We start from the raw sequence: 14,567 nt of genomic DNA, 5'->3' as shown, positions 1-14,567 counted from the left end.
GAATACCTCTCTACAACTTTTAGCCCGCTTAAAGCGAGGCAAAGGCCTGTTGTAAGTCATTAACTAAATCTTGGGCGTCTTCTAAACCCACCGATACCCGTAATAGCTGGTTAGAAATTCCCGCTTCCGCTAAGGCTTCAGCCGACATCGCCGCGTGAGTCATGGTAGCAGGGTGAGCGATTAGACTCTCTACCCCACCTAAAGATTCCGCCAAAGAGAACAATTGTAAGTTTTTAAGAAACTTAACCATTTGGCTTTCTTCAAGTTCCAGCTCAAAACTCAACATAGCACCAAAACCGCGTTGCTGACTTTGCGCCAGCGCATGCCCTGGGTGCTCTGGTAATCCAGGATAATAGATGTTGCCCACAACGCCTTGCTGCTGCAAACAAGCCACAATGGCTTGAGCATTTTCTTGATGCACATTCATTCTAGCTTTTAGTGTGCGCAAACCACGCAAAGTAAGGTAGGAATCAAAAGCCGAACCCGTTAACCCTAAACAGTTAGCCCACCAAGCCAATTGCTCGGCCAGTTCTTCGTTGGCCGCAACCACCATACCGGCAACCACGTCCGAGTGGCCGTTAATGTATTTAGTGGCCGAGTGCACCACAATGTCGGCACCTAACAAAATTGGCGTTTGCAAAGCGGGTGATAAAAAGGTGTTGTCTACCACCACCAATGCACCAGCAGCATGTGCTTGTTCGGCAATAGTTTTAATGTCTACAATTCGAAGCAAAGGGTTACTTGGGGTCTCTAACCACACTAATTTGGGCTTCTTAGCCAATAACTGCGTCAACGCTGCGTAATCGTTTTGATCAACAAAAGCCACTTCAAAGGCATTTTTCTTAGCTAGGCTGTCGAATAAACGGTAGCTACCACCGTAACAATCATGCGGCGCAACCAATAAATCGCCCGGCTCAAGCAAGGCTGTAACAAGGTTAACCGCCGACATACCGGTGTTAGTAATCACCGCACCAGCACCATGTTCTAAATCGGCAATCGCCTCAGCCAAAATATGACGGGTTGGATTACCAGAGCGACTGTAATCAAACTGACGCTTCTGATTAAAATCAGCAAAGCTATAATTGCTAGACAAATAAATAGGCGGCACTACTGCGCCGTGTTGGCTATCACTTTCTATACCGCTGCGCACTGCTATAGTGGCAGCTTGAAGATCTTTTAAAGACATTTGCTGATCTACTCCCTCAATTCATCCTGCCACTTTACCACCAGCAAAAAAGACGTCAACACTTCTAGACGTCTAAATGTCTTTGCTGTTGGATTGCTAAGTCGCATTTCCCCCGTTACAATAGGGTCTCTTTGGTTTGGTGTGTATTGTAGTATGTCGACAGAATGGAACGGTGAGTGGATCAGCCCTTACGCTGAACACGGTAAAAAAAGCGAACAAGTTAAAAAAATCACAGTATCAATTCCGCTTAAGGTATTAAAGATACTCACTGACGAGCGTACTCGCAGACAAATTAATAACCTGCGTCACGCCACCAATAGCGAACTGCTTTGTGAGGCTTTCCTTCATGCCTACACAGGCCAGCCGCTCCCCGACGATGCCGACTTGCAAAAAGACAAGCCCGACCCGGCCTTAGAAAAAGCCGCCCAAGCAGAACTCAATAAAGAAGATTAAGATTTTACAAAGCCGCTCACCGAGCGGCTTTTTTATTGCCTAAACCCAGCGCACAACAAATTATTTTCACCAACTATTACACATAAACTGTAATCAATTTGGGGGCTTACCGGTCTGTAAACAGGCTCTTAACTTTAAATAGGTAAAAGGATGAAAACGTCGTACCCACCTCAGTTAGCCTCAAAGCTATCACTTGGTCTTTTATGTTTAAGGCTAAGCATTGCCCTCGTGTTTACAATATGGGCCTTAGATAAAGTACTTGTACCAGAGCATGCAATAAAAGTGTTCTCTGGCTTTTACGGATTAAATTTAACCACCAATACACTTATTGCGATGGGGCTTGCACAACTGGCCTTTATCGCAGCCTTTACCTTAGGTTTATGGAAAAACATCACCTACCTTGCAGTGTTGGTACTACATGCTGGTTCAACATTTTCTTCATTTGCTAAGTATCTAGACCCATTTAATAACTTATTGTTCTTTGCTGCTTGGCCAATGCTAGCCGCATGCTTAGCACTCTATTTGCTGCGAGATTATGACACATGGACTTTGGGTAAAACTCGCTCTTTAGAGCAGAGAGAAGAAGCCAACAACTAAGTACTAATTGATAAAACGAAGCCGCTGATTAAGCGGCTTTTGTTGTTTTGTCTTACTTAAGGCTAAGCTTGACTCCATTTGCTTTATTTCTCATCTGTTAGCTAAACGCACCCGTTTCGCCTAACGGCGACACCATTTTCTTTGAACAACCAAAGAAAACGAAGTAAAAGAAAGGTTGCCCCGCATTACCTGCCTCCTGTGTTCAAGCACACAAAGCGATGCTTTGTTTACATCTGTGCTTTCACCTCAGTTTAAAGCGCGCCTGCGCCACTCGGCGATAATGGTGGGAAAATACTCCGCACAATAAGCATGTCTATTTCTAAATAACAAATACATCATCATTTATGAAGGTAGAGCGCAATCAAAATACAATTAAATGATAAGGTATTGAACAGGAAGAGTTGACCAAAGATCAACAGTTTTAGAGAGAATCATATGCAAAAGAAATATCAGGTTTTTGTTAGCTCGACTTACGATGATTTGAAAGATGAAAGAAAGTTCGTCTCTGAAAACTTGCTAAAATGCAACTGCATTCCAGTCGGAATGGAACTTTTCCCATCTACCAACACAACTCAATGGGAGTTCATAAAAGGTCTCATAGACGAATGCGACTATTATGTTCTTGTTCTTGGGGGAAGATACGGGAGTGAGTGTGAAATCAATGAGCCTTACCGAGATGAATTCGGCTTTAAGAGGTCTAGAAAAGTGTCTCGTAGTTTTACTCATCACGAATATCACTATGCTATAACCCAAAATATACCGATTATAAGCTTCTTGTTTAAAGACCCAGAAGACTTAAAGGCTAGTAAAGTAGAAAGAACTGATCATGGAAGAGAACTTTACTCAGCTTTTAGAAGTGTCGTTGAAAACAATAACCGAATGTGTTCATACTGGGAGTCTCCGGAAGACCTCGCTCTTAAAGTAACTTTTGCTATAAATGAGCTAATTAATTCGCATCCAATGCCTGGTTGGATAAGAGCTTTAGACTCATCAACAGATAACCTACTCTCCCAACGTTTGAGTAGTGAAAATGAGAAATTAAATAGGAAAGTTCAACGGCTAGAACTCGAAATTGCTCGTGGGATTGGAGCTTTATCCAGTATACCTGTACTTAACTCCCCTATTGATAGCCAGCCTACAGGAAAAGAGTTTTGGAAAATAAGATATTCTATTTTGCAGTTTAGATATCGAGGCAACGGATTCATCCAATCTTCGTATTCAACCAATGTAGATATAAGCAAACTAAAACACATAGTTGAAGAGAAAATTAGGCAGGTTAGCTCTGAAGGAGAAATAGGAATTCTAATCAAAGAGTACGTGTTTGATACCACTCTATCAACTTCAAACGAGGCCGTTCCAATGTTTCCATTAGTTGGCGGTACATACCGAACAGGTGACATTCGACATTTTTCAGTGCACCCAGAAGATATTTTTTTGATTCAGGCATGGCTAAAAGAAAAGCAAATCTACACAATAGATGAAAATGGATACATAGTTTCTTACCCTGTGAACGAATAAAAATCACATAGGTTTCCAGACACAAAAAAAGCGCCCTTAGGCGCTTTTTGTTTGCTGTGTAGCGTAAATAAGACTGGCTTATTTTTTGCCCAATACAGCGAATTTCTTGTTGAAACGATCAACACGACCACCGGTATCAACGTTACGTTGCTTACCAGTGTAGAACGGGTGACATTTGTCACATACGTCTAGGAACATTGCGCCAGTGCGAGTAGATTTAGTTTCGATTACGTTACCGCAAGAACAAGTAGCAGTAAGTACTTCGTAAGTTGGATGGATATCAGTTTTCATGGATTACCTCAATACTTGGGCCGTATCGCCATCTGGTCGCCACAATTGACACCAAACACCATACGAAAGCAACTCTATCAGAGCCTATAAATTTTTAGGTGGCGGATCATATAAGAAGCCAACACGCTTAGCAAGCAAGATATAACAATAAGCGTTTAAAAAAACACCTCACGTGCCATTTGCCCCTTTGCACACTCTGCCAGTAGAATGAGGCAGGTTTTTTCCTAGAGTTCATTCATTAGTGTCCATAGTTCGTGTTGCCTTAGCCATTCCGCTACGTCGCCTATTTGATTACAGCGTACCTGATGGTACTCCTTTGCCAGTGATTGGTAGTCGCGTAAAGGTACCCTTTGGTAAAGGCGAAAAAGTGGGTTTAGTGATTGAGCACCCCAGCGATAGCGACATTGAAGAAGACAAACTCAAGGCTTTTACTGAATCGCTCGACCAACAAGCACTATTGCCAGAAAGCCTATTTAAGCTACTGAACTGGGCCAGCTCTTATTATCACCACAGCTTGGGCGATGTGATCAGCCAAGCCTTGCCGGCACTTTTACGCAAAGGCGAGCCAGCCAAAGCCAAAAGCGTTGTTGCTTGGCAGCTTACAGACCAAGGTAAACAAGCCGATTTAAGTAGCTTTAGCCGCGCGCCGAAACAAGGCGTAGTGCTAGGCCATTTACAACAGCAAACTAATGGCCAGCTAAGTGACGAGCAATGCAAGCAGCAAGAGCTTTCTCGCACCGCCTTAAAGGCTTTGCTGGATAAAGACCTACTTAAGAAAATCGACATTAGCCCTGAAGCAAAAACGTGGTCAAAACACGACACCAATAAAAGCGCATCTTTACAGCTGAACTCAGAGCAAGCCATTGCAGTGGCGGCCATCAATCAAAGCATAGGCAGCTTTCAGGCTTTTCTGATTGAGGGCATTACCGGATCGGGTAAAACCGAAGTTTACTTAAACGTGATTGCCGAGGTACTTGCGCAAGGTAAACAAGCCTTAGTGCTGGTGCCAGAAATTGGCCTAACCCCGCAAACTTTAGCCCGCTTTGCTGAGCGTTTTACAGTGCCGGTTTTTGCTATTCACTCTGGATTAAATGATACCGAACGTTTAAGTGCCTGGCTTAAAGCAAAAAGCGGCGAAGCCGGCATCATTATTGGCACCCGCTCTGCGGTATTCACCCCTATGGCTAACCCCGGAGTGATAATCATTGATGAAGAACACGACAGCTCGTTTAAACAGCAAGACAGTTTTCGCTATCACGCTCGCGACTTAGCCATTGTGCGCGCCCGCATGGAAAAAACGCCTATTGTGCTTGGCTCAGCTACGCCTTCATTAGAGAGTTTGCATAACGCGCTTAGTGGCCGCTATTCACATTTAGAGTTAAAACAGCGAGCCGGTAACGCCGCTCTAGCCGAGCAGCAATTGTTAGACATTCGCCAACAGCCACTATCGTCAGGTTTATCGCCAGCGTTGATCAAAGCGATGCGCATTGAGTTAAAAGCCGGTCGCCAAGTGATGCTATTTCTTAATCGTCGCGGCTATGCCCCGGCGTTGTTGTGCCATGAATGTGGCCATGTGTGTGAGTGTGAGCGCTGCGAAGCTTACTTTACTTACCATCAGCAACCTCGCCATTTAGCCTGTCACCATTGTGGTAGCCAAAAAGCGGTACCTCACCAATGTACCCAATGTGGCTCCACCAACTTAGTGACGACAGGTTTAGGTACCGAGCAGCTACAAGAAGCGCTGCTGGAAATATTCCCTGAATACAAAGTGGCACGTATCGACCGTGACAGCACTCGCCGTAAAGGTAGTTTAGAGCAGCTGCTCAACGATATTCATAGCAACCAGTATCAAATTCTTATTGGCACCCAAATGCTCGCCAAAGGCCACCATTTTCCCAACGTGACCTTGGTGGCATTGCTCGATATTGACCACGCCCTATTCTGCTCTGATTTTCGCGCGCCTGAGCGCTTAGCCCAGCTTTATGTGCAAGTTGCCGGTCGAGCCGGTCGAGCCAACCTGTTAGGTAAGGTGATGCTGCAATCGCATCACCCCGAGCATGAATTACTGCAAGATCTTATCAACAACGGTTACCAACACTTTGCTCGCTTTGCCTTAAACGAGCGCAAAGACACCGAGCTACCGCCCTTTAGCTTTCAAGCCTTATTCCGCTTTGAAGCGGCAGACGGTAATGCAGTGAATGAGCTAAGCCAGCAGCTTTATCAGCTAGCTCAGCCATTGCAGCAAGGCGATACATGGGTATTTCCGCCCTCTCCTGCACCACAAGCTCGCCGAGCCGGTAAATACCGCATGCAACTTTTGGTTCAAGCTGAACAGCGGCCCAATTTGCATCAGTTGGTTTATCGCTTATTACCACAACTAGAACGCTTAAAATTGAGCCGAAAAGTGCGTTGGTCGCTAGATATTGACCCCTACGACATGCAATAAATAAGTGGGTGTTTTTCCAAGTGGCGAGGATCTATCTCGCAGCCTTTAACACCTAGGATTAACGACTATTTCCCTTGATGTTGAAAACCAAGCTTAATTAGCCAAGATAAGAGATAGTTTTCATCACAAATTGTCGGTAAAATGCCCGCTTTGTACATTCTATTTACGCGAGATTGGTGTCAACCTACATGAAAGAGCTTATTCAACAACTTCTGGAACAAACGGTCACAGCCCTGAAACAACAGCAGGTGCTTCCTGAAGGATTCGAACCAAAGATCCAAGTAGACCGAACCAAAGATAAAGCTCATGGGGATTTAGCCACCAACCTTGCGCTAATGGCTGCCAAACCTGCGGGTAAAAACCCGCGTGAACTGGCTCAACTAATCGTAGACAACCTGCCAGCATCTACATTGGTAGAAAAAACCAATATCGCAGGCCCTGGCTTCATTAACTTTTACCTGAATAACGATTGGTTAGCTTCGCAAGTTGAAGCCATGGCCACTTCTGCAACTGCCAACGTTAAACCAGCCGAGCAAACTCAAACGATTGTTGTGGATTACTCTGCACCAAACGTAGCCAAAGAAATGCACGTAGGCCACCTACGCTCAACCATTATTGGCGACGCGGTTGTTCGCACTCTAGAGTTTTTAGGCCATAAAGTAGTTCGCGCTAATCACATTGGTGATTGGGGTACACAATTTGGCATGCTTATCGCTAATCTTGAAGAAGTTGAAGCGCGCGGCACTGACGCTGGCGACATTGAGCTAGCCGATTTAGAAGTATTCTATCGGGAGTCAAAAGCACGTTACGACAGCGACGAAGTGTTTGCCGAACGCGCCCGTAACTATGTGGTTAAACTGCAAAGTGGCGATGAATACTGCAATACCATGTGGCGCAAGTTAGTCGATGTAACCCTTAGCCATAACCAAGCGGTATACGATCGCTTAAACGTATCGTTAACTAAAAACGATGTGATGGGCGAAAGCATGTACAACCCTATGTTGAACGAAGTTGTTAGCGACCTCAAACAACAGGGATTAGCAGTAGAAGATAACGGCGCAACCGTGGTGTTCTTAGATGAGTACAAGAACAAAGATGGCGACCCTATGGGCGTTATTATTCAGAAGAAAGATGGCGGTTTCTTGTATACCACCACCGACATCGCCTGTGCCAAATACCGTTACCAAAACTTAAATGCCGATCGCGTATTGTACTTCATCGATTCACGTCAGCATCAGCATCTTATGCAAGCGTGGAACATTGTTCGTAAAGCGGGTTACGTGCCTGAAGAAGTACCTTTAGAGCACCATGCGTTTGGCATGATGCTTGGCAAAGATGGTCGCCCATTCAAAACCCGTAGTGGTGGCACGGTTAAACTCGTAGATTTACTGGAAGAAGCCGAGCAACGCGCGCAAACCATTGTGGCCGAAAAATCACGCGATTTAGATGCCGAACAACAAGTTGTGGCAGCTAAAGCAATAGCCATGGGCGCAGTAAAATACGCCGATCTATCAAAGAACCGTACTACCGATTACATCTTTGATTGGGAGAACATGCTGGCCTTTAACGGCAACACGGCTCCTTACTTGCAGTACGCTTACACCCGTATTCAGTCAATTATTCGCCGCTCAGAGATTGACGTAGCTAACTTGCAACAGGCTATTAAGCTAGAGCAAGAAGCCGAAATCGCCTTGGCGCAAAAGCTCATTCAGTTTAGCGATGCAGTGCATAATGTGGCCAACAAAGGTATGCCACACATGATGTGTAACTACCTCTACGAGCTAGCCGGCGCATTCATGACCTTCTACGAAGCTTGCCCAATCCTTAAAGACGAAGTAGACAGCGACACTAAGTGCAGCCGTTTACGTTTAGCGGCACTTACCGCTAAAGTGCTTGACCAAGGCTTATCACTACTAGGAATTGACACCCTGGAACGCATGTAAGTATGGCTAAGGACTACGTTGGGCGCAGTAAGCCCAAAAAACGCACGGCTAAACCTAGCCTTGCAGTAAGCAATAAAAAGCGCTTTCCGCTGCCGCTCGCCCTTGGCGTAGTGGCTGCAATTGTTGGTTTTTCTGTTTTGCTGTTTAATATTAAAGGCACTGCACCAACTCCAGCGCCAGAGCTAAGCGAGATAGTAAAACCTCAGGCAACCAAAACTAAGCCCAAAACTCGCTTACCCGAGCCGCCTAAAGAGCGCACCTACGTAAAAGAATTGGAAGAGAAAAAGGTAGAAGTAGAGTTAGCTGAAAAGTCAGCTGAACCGGCTAAACCTTATCAAATGCAATGTGCTTCTTTCCGCAGCCGCGATAAAGCAGAAGAGAGCAAAGCCTTAATCGCTTTTGCAGGCTTAGAAAGCCAAATAAGACGTACCGAAGGTAAAAATGGCGCTTGGTATCGCGTTGTATTAGGCCCATTTCCTACTAAACGCGATGCAGAACGTGCTCGACACGTGCTACAACGTGCCAAGATAAATGGCTGCCAAATCTGGCACTGGAACTTCTAACAAGTCAAAAATCCTCTTTAAGCCGAATAAATGCTATTCGGCTTATATTTTAACCACTTAGACTTTTCATTCTATTTAAATCTTGTATTATTTATAACCAAAAATAATGCTGGGTATCGTCAAGTTTGTAGCTAAATATTCTTAGTCATTAGTTAAGCTTTGTTAAAAAAACAACGCTAAGCAATTAAAAATATTAGTTATTTGAACTGGTTCTCAACTATGTTATAAAAATGTAGCTACGCTATATTGTTAATAACAGTTAAAATGCGGAATATTTATAGGCTTTAAATCCGCGACTCGTAATAGGAACGCGATGAAATGGAAAACACCGAACTAGAGCAGCTAGATCGTCGGCGCTCAATGCGACTGGATCTAGAAAATGAGCCAGTAAAACTTATGTGGAAAAACAGCGATGGAGAAGCTGAAAGCATAGAAGCAACTTGCATAGACATATCACGTCGCGGCTTGTTAATTATGCACAGTGATGATCTACAGATTGGCACCAAACTTATAATAAAATTTGCCACTGAACATGCTGACGCCACAGAAATGAAAGCCAAGGTGGCTCGTTGCCATCGAAAGAACTTCACCAGTTACCATATGTTTTTGTTATTGTTGTAAAAAAAATCACGCTCCAAGCAATATCCGTGGAGTGTCTTATACTTATTAGGACTTGATTGGCGGCCAAAAGCACATTTGGCCACAAGTGATAATAAGAAGGAGCAGCCATGTTAATACTGGTTGGCGGAGAAAAAGGTGGCAACGGCAAGAGCAGCTTTGCACAGAACATTGCGGTTCACCTCACCACTACTAAACACCCCAAAGTCTTAATCGTTGACTGCGATGACCATCAGTCTAGCCTTGACTGGATTAATACCCGCGCTATAAACACCGCACTTAGCCATATTGATGGCATTCGTTTATTTGGCAAAATTCGTAATGATTTGCTGAACCTAAAAAGCCGTCATGACTATGTAGTGATTGACTGCGGAGGCTTAGACAATTTGGCCTTAGGCGCTGCTATGTCGGTTGCTCAGAAAGTGCTGCTACCTATTCGCCCAAAACAGCGCGACTTAAAAAGCCTCAGCTTTCTAGATGACGCAATAAGTACTTGCCGATTAGTGAACCCGAACATGACAGCGAGCATCGTGCTAAGTCAATGCACAACCTCGGCTAAACAGACACAACGAGTTAACGATGCGAGGCAGCAGTGCCAAGCTCTTGGATTGCATGTATTGGAATCGGAAAGCCAGCATCATTTCGCCTATGATGAAGCCGAAGAAACTGGCCGTTCAATTAATGAAATAGAACCCAATAGCCAAGCAGCTAAAGAGCTTGACGCGATCATTAAAGAATTTCTTGATGTCTCACCCACCAATTAGACGCGACATTCTTCTAAGAAAACCAAATCACGGCCTAAAATGCGGCGAGTTAAACTGCGATTAGCCGCTGTTTTTCGGTAAATACCTTGAAAAAGACCTTAGCCTCCCCCATTTCAAAAGTATAGCTAAGCTAATGTATACAGTTAGCTCAACCAATTGAGGAAATAACGTGACTACTATCGTCTCCGTACGCCGCAACGGCAAAGTGATCATTGCTGGCGATGGCCAAGTCTCCCTTGGCAATACTGTGATGAAAGGCAACGCCAAGAAAGTGCGCCGCCTATACCACGGTAAAGTTCTCGCCGGCTTTGCTGGCGGCACAGCCGATGCTTTCACCCTATTCGAACGCTTTGAAGCCAAGCTTGAAATGCACCAGGGCCATCTTACTAAAGCCGCTGTAGAGCTCGCCAAAGATTGGCGAACCGACCGCATGTTACGCAAACTAGAAGCACTTCTTGCAGTAGCTGATGGCGAGGCCTCGCTAATCATTACTGGTAATGGTGATGTGGTTCAGCCAGAACAGGACTTAATTGCCATTGGCTCGGGTGGACCCTTCGCCCAATCGGCGGCATTAGCCCTATTAGAAAATACCGAGCTAGGCGCGCGCGAAATCGCAGAAAAAAGTCTGACCATTGCCGGTAACATTTGTGTATTTACTAACTTAAATCACACCATCGAAGAATTAGACGCTAAAGCCTAAGGCTTTGCAGGAAAACATCATGTCGAAAATGACCCCAAGAGAAATCGTCTCAGAGTTAGACAACCACATTATTGGCCAAGCAGATGCAAAACGTGCAGTAGCGATAGCGCTTCGTAACCGCTGGCGTCGTATGCAACTTGATGCCGAGTTGCGCCAAGAAGTCACCCCAAAAAATATTCTAATGATTGGCCCAACCGGTGTGGGTAAAACAGAAATTGCCCGCCGCTTAGCGAAGCTTGCTCACGCACCATTTATTAAAGTAGAAGCGACAAAATTCACTGAAGTGGGTTATGTGGGTAAAGAAGTTGAAACTATTATTCGTGATTTGGCCGATGTAGCATTCAAAATTACTCGCGAACAAGAAACCGAAAAATTCCGTTTTCGTGCAGAAGACCAAGCTGAAGACCGCATTCTAGACGCGCTACTCCCACCGGCTAAAGATACCTTTGGCCATGAGGAAAAAGGCGAAGAAAGCTCTACCCGTCAAACTTTCCGCAAGAAACTACGCGAAGGCAAGCTAGACGATAAAGAGATTGAAATTGATATTGCCCAGCCACAAGTGGGTGTAGAAATTATGGCTCCTCCTGGTATGGAAGAGATGACTAACCAGCTACAAGGCATGTTCCAAAACTTGTCTGGAAACAAAGATACCAAGAAACGAAAAGTTAAGATTAAAGAAGCCCTTAAGCTACTTATTGAAGAAGAAGCCGCTAAAATGGTAAACCCTGAAGAGCTAAAAGAAAAAGCCCTTCATGCGGTTGAAAACAATGGCATTGTATTCTTAGACGAAATCGACAAAATTTGTAAACGTGGAGACTCTTCAGGTCCAGATGTAAGCCGCGAGGGCGTTCAGCGAGATCTACTGCCATTAGTAGAAGGCTCAACCGTTAGTACCAAACATGGCATGGTTAAAACCGATCATATCTTGTTTATTGCATCGGGTGCTTTCCAGGTAGCAAAACCTTCCGATCTTATTCCTGAATTACAAGGTCGCTTGCCAATTCGCGTCAGTTTAAGCGCCTTAAGCGCTGACGATTTTGTACGTATTCTTACCGAACCCAACGCATCACTAACCGAGCAGTACAAAGCTCTAATGGCTACCGAAGGCTTAGATATAGAGTTTACCGAAGATGGTATTCGCCGTATCGCCGATGCAGCATGGCAAGTAAACGAGCGTACCGAAAACATTGGTGCTCGCCGTTTACACACGGTAATGGAAAAGCTGATGGAAGAGCTAAGCTTTGTCGCTTCTGACAACGCTGGCCAAACCGTTGTGATTGACGCTAAGTACGTTAACGAGTCTTTAGACGACCTAGTGGCCGACGAAGACTTAAGCCGCTTTATTTTATAAGCGCTGTTGGTCTGCTCTCAAGCCGCCACTTTGGCGGCTTTTTTTGTATCTGCGCGGAATGCAAAGCCCACTATACATAGGCTAGATGCAATTCTTAATTACTTGATATTTCTTAATTGAAAACGGCAACTTAGGGTTTATACTGGTAGCGAACACTCGGGCCAATTTTAGGATCCAGACCATGGAATATAATACCTCTGAACTTTGTGACCTTTACGCAGATACGGTTGACGTTGTTGAACCCATGTTTGCCAGCTACGGTGGCAGAAATGCTTTTGGGGGCGAAATCACTACCATTAAGTGCTTCGAAAACTCAGGTTTAATCGCCCAAGTTGTACAAGAGTCTGGAACGGGTCGAGTATTGCTTATTGATGGTGGTGGTTCGTTACGCCGCGCATTGGTTGATGTAAGCATTGCCGAAACTGCTGCCGAAAACGAGTGGGATGGCATTATTGTTTATGGTTGTGTACGCGATGTAGATGCCATTGAAGATTTGGATATAGGCATTCAAGCCTTAGCATCTATTCCCGTTGGCGCAGATGCCGAGGATGAGACAGGGGATGTAAATATTCCGGTAAACTTTGGCGGCGTGACCTTCCTTCCAGAAGATCACATCTATGCAGATACCACTGGGGTAATCTTATCGCCTGAGCCACTTGATATAGAATAAGCGCCCAAGCTAGCAGCTTATTCGGCGTGAACGTCTTCAATTCGGCCTAACAAGGCTTTAAGACGTTCTTGCCAAGCTTGCTGTTCTTGCAATAAACGGCCATTTTCGTCATTCAATTGGCTGTTTTGCTCTTTCAGCTCATCAATTTCCATACGCAACAATTCAATGCTATCAACTGCAACCTGAACTTTTGCTTCCAATTTTTCTAATACGTCAAAAGACATCGATATTTCTCCCGTTAATTCTGTTTCTCAGCCAACTCTTCTTATTTGAGTTGAATCAGTCATCATGGATAAATGAACCCAGCTCAGCGTTCACATATTGATGATGACTGCTTTTAAAGCAGCATACTCTTGTCATCTATAGCCAACAAGCGTAGAACAGTATTTCCCTAACTAGTTGTTGAATAAATAGTCATGAATCTAAAAAAAGGCCGCTACCGCCACTATAAAGGCCCAGAATATCAAGTTATCGATACCGTACAACATTCTGAAACCGAGGAACACTTAGTCCTTTACCGCCCGCTATATGGCGAAGGAAAACTATGGGTGAGACCTTATGAGATGTTTTTTGAGAAAGTAGAGCAAGATGGTGAGCAAGTGCCGCGATTTACTTTTGTCGAAGCACTTGAAGACTAAGCCTAACAGGCTAGGACTAAATATTTTGTCCCATATCTGTTGCTGGAGTGGCGCAACTAGGCGTACCAACTACTTTAGCAGGCACGCCTGCTACGGTGGTATGTGGTGGAACATCTTCTAGAACCACACTACCGGCGCCCACTTTGGCGCCGCGACCTACCTCAATATTGCCTAAAATTTTAGCACCAGCGCCTATCAATACGCCTTGGCGAACTTTAGGGTGACGGTCACCGCGATCTTTACCCGTACCACCTAAGGTAACCGATTGTAAAATCGAAACTTCGTCTTCGATTACCGCCGTTTCGCCCACCACAATACCCGTAGCATGATCCAGCATAATGCCTTTACCAATGGTAGCTGCAGGGTGAATATCTACCGCAAATACCGCCGAGATTTGATTTTGCATGTAACGGGCTAATGCCAAGCGCCCTTGATGCCATAACCAATTGGCTACGCGATGTCCTTGCAGGGCGTGGAAGCCTTTTAGATACAACAATGGAATAGCGTAGTACTTAACCGCAGGGTCGCGGTCTTTTACCGCGACAATGTCTGCGGCAGCTGCTTCAAGTATGCACGGATCGGCCTTCAAGGCCTCTTCAATAAATTCACGCAACAGAATCGCTTGTACAGTAGAGCTATCCAGTTTACTGGCTAATTGAAAACTTAACGCTGAAGCCAAGGTATGGTGATTCAAAATAGTCGAGTAGAAAAAACTCGATAGCATCGGTTCGTCTTCAGCCATACGGTGGGCTTCATCACGGATCTGTAACCATACCGTTTCAGCTAACGTTTGCTTGATCTGATAGTCCTTTACCTTTGCCACACCTTC

General features: G+C 44.9%; 16 protein-coding genes. 12 read left to right on the top strand and 4 right to left on the bottom strand.

The features are described 5' to 3' along the window. Nucleotides 1-28 precede the first annotated feature (28 nt). Nucleotides 29-1,186: a cystathionine gamma-synthase gene (metB, locus tag ACLD71_RS07880; protein ID WP_137674779.1), complete on the bottom strand. Its 1,158-nt coding sequence runs from the start codon at nucleotides 1,184-1,186 to the stop codon at nucleotides 29-31. A gap of 153 nt (nucleotides 1,187-1,339) precedes the next feature. Between metB and metJ the strand changes: the two genes are divergently transcribed. The 3 genes from metJ (at nucleotide 1,340) to ACLD71_RS07865 (ending at nucleotide 3,754) form a co-directional block, all read left to right on the top strand. After that, nucleotides 1,340-1,639, top strand: coding sequence for a met regulon transcriptional regulator MetJ (metJ, locus tag ACLD71_RS07875; RefSeq protein ID WP_137674780.1), 300 nt, complete (start codon nucleotides 1,340-1,342; stop codon nucleotides 1,637-1,639). A 228-nt stretch (nucleotides 1,640-1,867) separates the two neighbouring features. Beyond that, complete coding sequence (locus ACLD71_RS07870; protein ID WP_306766898.1) at nucleotides 1,868-2,236, top strand: hypothetical protein; 369 nt, start codon at nucleotides 1,868-1,870, stop codon at nucleotides 2,234-2,236. Between the two features lie 435 nt (nucleotides 2,237-2,671). Further along, the gene (locus ACLD71_RS07865) at nucleotides 2,672-3,754 is read left to right on the top strand and encodes a DUF4062 domain-containing protein (protein ID WP_411993974.1); all 1,083 of its coding nucleotides are present in this window, start codon (nucleotides 2,672-2,674) and stop codon (nucleotides 3,752-3,754) included. Nucleotides 3,755-3,832: 78 nt separating this feature from the next. Here ACLD71_RS07865 and rpmE read toward each other — a convergent pair whose 3' ends face one another. Further along, the gene (rpmE, locus tag ACLD71_RS07860; RefSeq protein ID WP_016399703.1) at nucleotides 3,833-4,045 is read right to left on the bottom strand and encodes a 50S ribosomal protein L31; all 213 of its coding nucleotides are present in this window, start codon (nucleotides 4,043-4,045) and stop codon (nucleotides 3,833-3,835) included. Nucleotides 4,046-4,286: 241 nt separating this feature from the next. Between rpmE and priA the strand changes: the two genes are divergently transcribed. The 8 genes from priA to rraA all read left to right on the top strand — a co-directional run bounded on the left by priA (nucleotide 4,287) and on the right by rraA (nucleotide 13,100). Continuing rightward, nucleotides 4,287-6,491: a primosomal protein N' gene (priA, locus tag ACLD71_RS07855; RefSeq protein WP_137674783.1), complete on the top strand. Its 2,205-nt coding sequence runs from the start codon at nucleotides 4,287-4,289 to the stop codon at nucleotides 6,489-6,491. A 188-nt stretch (nucleotides 6,492-6,679) separates the two neighbouring features. After that, the gene (argS, locus tag ACLD71_RS07850) at nucleotides 6,680-8,434 is read left to right on the top strand and encodes an arginine--tRNA ligase (RefSeq protein ID WP_303516221.1); all 1,755 of its coding nucleotides are present in this window, start codon (nucleotides 6,680-6,682) and stop codon (nucleotides 8,432-8,434) included. 2 nt (nucleotides 8,435-8,436) lie between these two features. Beyond that, nucleotides 8,437-8,997, top strand: coding sequence for an SPOR domain-containing protein (locus tag ACLD71_RS07845; protein ID WP_411993971.1), 561 nt, complete (start codon nucleotides 8,437-8,439; stop codon nucleotides 8,995-8,997). A gap of 318 nt (nucleotides 8,998-9,315) precedes the next feature. Then, nucleotides 9,316-9,618, top strand: a complete 303-nt coding sequence (locus ACLD71_RS07840) for a PilZ domain-containing protein (RefSeq protein ID WP_137674786.1) — start codon at nucleotides 9,316-9,318, stop codon at nucleotides 9,616-9,618. 107 nt (nucleotides 9,619-9,725) lie between these two features. After that, entirely contained in the window at nucleotides 9,726-10,379 is a 654-nt protein-coding gene (locus ACLD71_RS07835; RefSeq protein ID WP_137674787.1) for a division plane positioning ATPase MipZ, read from the top strand. A gap of 169 nt (nucleotides 10,380-10,548) precedes the next feature. After that, nucleotides 10,549-11,079 (top strand): ATP-dependent protease subunit HslV, encoded by a 531-nt coding sequence (hslV, locus tag ACLD71_RS07830; protein WP_411993969.1) that lies wholly within the window; start codon nucleotides 10,549-10,551, stop codon nucleotides 11,077-11,079. 19 nt (nucleotides 11,080-11,098) lie between these two features. Continuing rightward, nucleotides 11,099-12,430: an HslU--HslV peptidase ATPase subunit gene (hslU, locus tag ACLD71_RS07825; protein ID WP_137674789.1), complete on the top strand. Its 1,332-nt coding sequence runs from the start codon at nucleotides 11,099-11,101 to the stop codon at nucleotides 12,428-12,430. Between the two features lie 181 nt (nucleotides 12,431-12,611). Further along, on the top strand, nucleotides 12,612-13,100 hold the full coding sequence (rraA, locus tag ACLD71_RS07820; protein ID WP_137674790.1) for a ribonuclease E activity regulator RraA: 489 nt from the start codon (nucleotides 12,612-12,614) through the stop codon (nucleotides 13,098-13,100). Between the two features lie 17 nt (nucleotides 13,101-13,117). Here the strand turns inward: rraA and zapB are convergent, their stop codons facing one another. Continuing rightward, a complete protein-coding gene (gene zapB / locus ACLD71_RS07815) occupies nucleotides 13,118-13,324 on the bottom strand; it encodes a cell division protein ZapB (RefSeq protein ID WP_137674791.1) in 207 nt (68 codons plus the stop codon). Nucleotides 13,325-13,516: 192 nt separating this feature from the next. On the opposite strand from zapB, the gene ACLD71_RS07810 reads away from it, so the two are divergent. Further along, on the top strand, nucleotides 13,517-13,738 hold the full coding sequence (locus tag ACLD71_RS07810) for a DUF1653 domain-containing protein (protein WP_137674792.1): 222 nt from the start codon (nucleotides 13,517-13,519) through the stop codon (nucleotides 13,736-13,738). 16 nt (nucleotides 13,739-13,754) lie between these two features. Here the strand turns inward: ACLD71_RS07810 and cysE are convergent, their stop codons facing one another. Then, nucleotides 13,755-14,561, bottom strand: a complete 807-nt coding sequence (gene cysE / locus ACLD71_RS07805; protein WP_201798769.1) for a serine O-acetyltransferase — start codon at nucleotides 14,559-14,561, stop codon at nucleotides 13,755-13,757. Nucleotides 14,562-14,567 lie beyond the last annotated feature (6 nt).

This window comes from Agarivorans sp. DSG3-1 (assembly GCF_046774965.1).
GTDB lineage: Bacteria > Pseudomonadota > Gammaproteobacteria > Enterobacterales > Celerinatantimonadaceae > Agarivorans.
Note: the sequence above shows the minus strand (reverse complement) of the source record. Positions and strands in the feature narration are given on the sequence as shown.